General features: G+C 56.6%; 2 protein-coding genes. Both read right to left on the bottom strand.

Going from position 1 to position 1,098, the window contains the following annotated elements:
* On the bottom strand, positions 1-423 hold a 423-nt coding region (locus AC1DT2_RS24205), incomplete at its 3' end, for a hypothetical protein (RefSeq protein WP_477299274.1).
* 91 nt (positions 424-514) lie between these two features.
* On the bottom strand, positions 515-1,098 hold a 584-nt coding region (locus tag AC1DT2_RS24200; protein ID WP_477299272.1), incomplete at its 5' end, for a DUF4823 domain-containing protein.

The raw sequence follows: 1,098 nt of genomic DNA, 5'->3' as shown, positions 1-1,098 counted from the left end.
AATTATCGTCGCCGCGTCTCTGCTGTTGCACTGATGCTGAGAAGCATCGCCTACAGCTACCGACTTTGCGACCCATTCAATGGAGTATGGAGGATCGAGTGCTCGAACGATATCTGTAGTATCACCGCGCGTCCTTGTAGCGCAGATAATAAGATCGCACCGCTTCCGCTGAAAGAAATCTAGGCTGTCCCTCAAACGGCTGTTTGGATCACCTTGACTCTCGATTCCAACGTACTTTCCATTTACAGAGAATATCGCTCGCACGTCGGAGCGCACGTCCAGTCGATACATTGCACGGCCACCGGAAGTAACACGTTCTTCAGCAAGAAGGCTGAATTTGTTCAGGAGATGCTCGTAGACAATTTTCAGGGTCGTGCTCTTGCCACGGTTTCCAGCGCCTTGAAGTACAACGATCTTGTTCATTCACACATCTCTGTTTTTCGGCTCATACGCATCGGTCGTATCTTCTGGAGGACTTCAAGCCCAATCCATAATGCGATTGTTATCTGAACCGTCACTTCGGCGTTGGCCAACCGTAGATCTTCCCAAGCGCGCCCGTGGAAACCTCATCCACGAAGCGATCTGGGGTACCTGACACGAACGTAGCGCCGGTCGCGGTCCGCTTGTGGGTGGCGGCGGCGACCAGTTGGTGTGAGCTCGCGTCGTAGAGCTCCACCGAGATGAAGAGCTGATCGCCCTTCCCTGACCAAGCTGTCGCGTTGTCTTCCCAGTGCGTAATCGTGGCCCGCATCACGTATGCGGAGTCATTGCGAGCGGCGTCGGCAAAGCCTTGCTCGACCGTCGAGTCTGCCGTGATCGCGACCGGGATGTTGTGACCTACGAGAGCCTTCCTCAGTGCGGCAGCCAGACCGGCGCCGCTGCCAACGGCTGGCGGCTGTCCCTGCTCCTGTCCATCCTTAATGGCGAGGACCAGAACCTTCTTGGCGGGGATCAGCTGCTGACCAGGGATCGTGCCGCCCTCTTTGACGGAGCGGGGAACGGAGCACGCAGACAAGCTGATGATCGTGAGCGACATAAGCAAGCGGGCAAGCCACGGTGTGGCCTTCGTGGCGCGATAAGTCATGAGTTGTCCCCTGT

The organism is Luteibacter sp. P4_E6 (assembly GCF_056401535.1).
This window is presented reverse-complemented; position numbering and strand designations above follow the sequence as displayed.